Origin of the sequence: uncultured Amnibacterium sp., from assembly GCF_964244015.1 — a bacterium.
Classification (GTDB): domain Bacteria; phylum Actinomycetota; class Actinomycetes; order Actinomycetales; family Microbacteriaceae; genus Amnibacterium.
Window position 1 is genome coordinate 1 of the sequence record NZ_CAXTHO010000187.1, and the last position, 3667, is coordinate 3667.

At 71.2% G+C, this 3667-nt stretch carries 5 protein-coding genes; 1 reads left to right on the top strand and 4 read right to left on the bottom strand.

Annotation, left to right across the window (positions count from 1 at the left end; all coding sequences use genetic code 11):
• Positions 1-5: 5 nt before the first annotated feature.
• Entirely contained in the window at positions 6-401 is a 396-nt protein-coding gene (locus tag ACFE67_RS14485) for a hypothetical protein (RefSeq protein ID WP_375407579.1), read from the bottom strand.
• Between the two features lie 475 nt (positions 402-876).
• Here ACFE67_RS14485 and ACFE67_RS14490 point away from each other — a divergent pair, with 475 nt between their 5' ends.
• Positions 877-1194 (top strand): hypothetical protein, encoded by a 318-nt coding sequence (locus tag ACFE67_RS14490; RefSeq protein ID WP_375407580.1) that lies wholly within the window; start codon positions 877-879, stop codon positions 1192-1194.
• A 161-nt stretch (positions 1195-1355) separates the two neighbouring features.
• Here the strand turns inward: ACFE67_RS14490 and ACFE67_RS14495 are convergent, their stop codons facing one another.
• From ACFE67_RS14495 to ACFE67_RS14505, 3 genes are all read right to left on the bottom strand, one after another.
• Entirely contained in the window at positions 1356-1967 is a 612-nt protein-coding gene (locus tag ACFE67_RS14495) for a DedA family protein (RefSeq protein WP_375407581.1), read from the bottom strand.
• Positions 1968-2171: 204 nt separating this feature from the next.
• Positions 2172-3080: a sensor histidine kinase gene (locus ACFE67_RS14500; RefSeq protein WP_375407582.1), complete on the bottom strand. Its 909-nt coding sequence runs from the start codon at positions 3078-3080 to the stop codon at positions 2172-2174.
• An 80-nt stretch (positions 3081-3160) separates the two neighbouring features.
• Positions 3161-3667, bottom strand: a 507-nt coding sequence (locus tag ACFE67_RS14505) for a response regulator transcription factor (RefSeq protein ID WP_375407583.1), incomplete at its 5' end; no start/stop codon positions are given.

Below are 3667 nucleotides of genomic sequence, written 5' to 3' on the forward strand. Positions count from 1 at the left end.
GCTGGTCATCGGCGGGCGAGCTCGTGCTGCGAGAGGGACCTGCTCGGGGTCGGAGTCGGGTGCTGCGACTCCTCGGGCAGATACGGGTTCGGCAGGCCCGGGTCGTTCGGCTGCGGCATGGTCAGCTGCGGCGACAGATCCCGGGTGACCGCGTTGAGCCCGAGATAGCCGGAGGAGGGTGACCAGATCACGTCCTCGTGCAGGTAGCGGCCCCTGATCTCCTGGCCGACGCAGGCCCAGTGCGAGAAGGCATCGAGGCCCGTGGGGTCAGACGTGGACGGTGGGCCCGGTATCCGCTCCGAGCACCGGACGTGCTCTATCGAGGTGTACGCGCGAGTCGGGAGGAGCGTGTTGATCGCCTGCTCCACGTAGATGCGCGACGGCGGATTGTGAACGGGCACGCAGCTGCTCTGCGGCCCGCTCGACGATCGCGTGACGCAGGTCGACGGCGAGGGCGGGCCGGGATCGATCGGCCGGCCCTCGGCATCCCGCGGTGCGCCGGAAGCGCCGAGAGTGGAAAGCGTCGTGCAGCCGCTGAGCGCGACGAGTGCGAGCATCGACGCGACCGAGACCTGGAGCACTCGTCCCCTGGTTCGCGAGCCTCCCCTCAGCATCCGGATCACGGACAGCAGTCAACGCCATAGCCAGAATCGACGCCCCGTCCACCTCGGCTCGATCCACAATCCGAACCACTCTCGAGCTGGCGAATCAGACGACCCCCTCGACCCGGAACGTCTCGCCGCCGTCGCGACACGACTCGACGCCCTGCCCGACGGGTGGGCGCCCTGGCCACTCCGCCTCGACTCCTGACAGCTCACTCGACCTCGCCTCAACTGTCTGCTTGCGCCACAGCCGGGGCGGGCACACACTGCAGCGGTGGAGAAGAGAGCCAGGCTGCGCCCCACTCGGGTGGTGCCCGACTTCCGCGGCCTGAGCTTCTTCGCAGCTATCGCCGTCGAGCGTCAGGCCGAAGTGAAGCCCGCTGATCCGAACCCCGACGCTCCGCCCCTGAGTGCGTACTGGTGGCAGCACCAGGATTTGGTCGTCTCGACCCAAGACCCCGAACCGGGCGCGGAGGTGTATCAGTGGGACTCGGTCGGAGTCACGCTCGCCCCGCCCGAGGCCCCGGTCGGCGCATTCGTTCGTCGAACTCCGCCGCCCGCGCTCGACGCAGCAGCTGATCCGATGGAGTAGTCGACCACAAGGACGTAGCAGCGACTGAGAACCCAGCGGAGCAGCGTGGGATCGCTCACTTCTGCCGAGAGCAGAACATCGGGCGCTCGGAGGACCCGGGCCGGTCGACTGCAGCTGTGACCCCCTCCGCACAGCCTGAACACCGCTGGCACGCGAGGATCTCACCCGGGGTCGGGCGTGGCGCGGCGGGCGAGGATCCGCTTGCGCACCTGGCCGGTGATCACGGGCAGGACCGAGACGAGCACGATCACCGTCAGCAGCACGTCGATGTTGTCCGCGATGAACGGGACGCCGCCCAGCAGGGAGCCGACGACAGTCACACCGACCGCCCAGAGGAACGCGCCGAGCAGGTTCCAGGGCAGGAAGCGGCAGTAGGGATACCGGGCGCTGCCCGCGGCGAGCGGCACGGTGGTGCGGACGACCGGGACGAAGCGGCCGAGCACCAGGGCGCGCCCGCCGTACTGCTCGAAGAACGCCTCCGTCTCCCGCAGCCGTGAGGTCTTCAGGATCCGTGCGTCGTCCTTGAACAGCCGCGAACCGAACCGGTCGCCCAGCAGGTACCCGACCTGGTCACCCGCTACGGCGGCGACGAAGGCGACGAGCGCGATCACCGGGACGGACAGTCCCAGGCTCTGGTGCACGAGACCGGCGGTGACGAGTAGCGAGTCGCCCGGCAGGAAGGGGAACAGCAACCCCGACTCGATGAAGACGAAGACCGCGATCACGACGAGCGCCCACGGGCCGACGCCTTCGAGCAACGACTGCACATCCATGCCCCGAGGATGTGCGGTCTCCGCGGAGGAACGACCAAGACGCAGCGTCCGTCCTGGCGGTGCTCGCCCGCAGTGCCCGACCGTCCTGCCATGACCTCCCTCCTCCGCGCATCGCCCGTGCCCGGCACGGGCCCGGGTCGGCGGGGGCCGCGAGATCGCCGGGACCACGGCACCGCGGCCTGGTCGGCGCCGCCGGCGGTCACGTCAGCGCACGACGGGCAGCTCCAGCCGCATGATCGTGCCGGTGTCGGAGGTGGACTCCACGGTCACGCGGCCGCCGTGCCGGACGGCGAGATCGCGCACCAGCGCGAGGCCGAGCCCGAAGCCCCGGCGCTGTCCCGTCGTGGCGCCGTGGGCGAACCGCTCGAAGACCTGGTCGACCTCGATCCCGCGGATGCCGTCGCCCTCGTCCGCCACCCGGACGACGGCCCGGCCGCGCTCGACTCCGGCGGTGACCCGGACCGTCCCGCCCGCCGGCGAGTGAGCGACCGCGTTGTCGATCAGCACGACCAGCGCGCGCCGGAGGCTCGTCTCCGACAGCGTGACCCGGGCCTCGTTGTCGACCGCGACCGCGATCGTGCGGCCGCGCTCCACCGCGAGCACCTGCAGGTCGCGGACGCTCGACAGCACCGTCGGCCGGAGGTCGGACCCGGGGCCCGCAGCACCGGGCACCTCGGTCGCCGACGCCTCGGCGACGAGCAGCAGATCGGTGACCAGGTCGATCATGATCCGGGCGTCCCGGCGCGCAGAGGACAGGGTGTCGGCGTAGGGCTCCTGCCGTTCCAGCTTGCGCGAGAGCAGCTGGAGGCGCGTGTCGAGCACCGTGAGCGGCGTCCGCAGCTCGTGACTCGCGTCGGCGACGAACGCGCGCTGCATCCGCAGCGCCGAACCGAGCGGCGCGACCGCCCGCCGGCTGATCACCCAGCTGGCGCCGCCCACGACGACGACCGCGACCACGCCGAGGACCACGAGCGCGACGAGCACCTCGTTCGCATCGACGTAGATCTTCGTCTCGCCCGGCGCCGGCTTCTCGAGCAGCTCGGTCGGCCTCGACTGGTCGAGGACGAACAGCGCCGCGAGCCCCAGGATGCCGACGACGAGCGCCGTCGACACCGCCGCGACCTGCCACGCCGTCCGCAGAGCAGCGCCCCGCACCGCTCGGAGGTCGACGTCCTCCGGGCTTCTCGGCGCGCTCAGGGCTGTCCCACCCGGTACCCGCGGCCGCGGACGGTCGTGATGATGTCCCGCTCCGTCTTCCGCCGGATGTAGTGGACGTAGGTGTCGACGGTGCCGACGCTGTCGCCGACGGGGAAGACCTCCCGCAGGATGCGCTCGCGCGACAGGGTCTCGTCGGGGTGCTGCGCGAGCAGCGACAGCAGGTGCGTCTCGGTCTCCGTCAGCACCTTCCGCCCTTCGTACGGCGAGTTGATCAGGCGGTTCGCGGGCCGGAACTCCCAGTCGCCGATGTAGACGACGGTCTCCTCCGCGCCGTGCACCCGGCGGAGTGCGCGGAGGCGGGCTGCGAGCTCGGCGAAGTCGAACGGCTTCATGAGGTAGTCGTCCGCGCCCGCGTCGAGCCCCTCCACCCGGTCGGTGACCGCGCCGAGCGCGGTGAGCATCAGAACCGGTGTGGCCACACCGGCGGCGCGCAGGCCCCGAACGACATCGACGCCGTCCATCCCGGGAAGGCGGCGGTCCAG

Excerpts from the sequence above, each read along its gene's own strand:
- ACFE67_RS14495 (WP_375407581.1), bottom strand. The coding sequence starts at position 1,967 with ATGGATGTGCAGTCGTTGCTCGAAGGCGTCGGCCCGTGGGCGCTCGTC.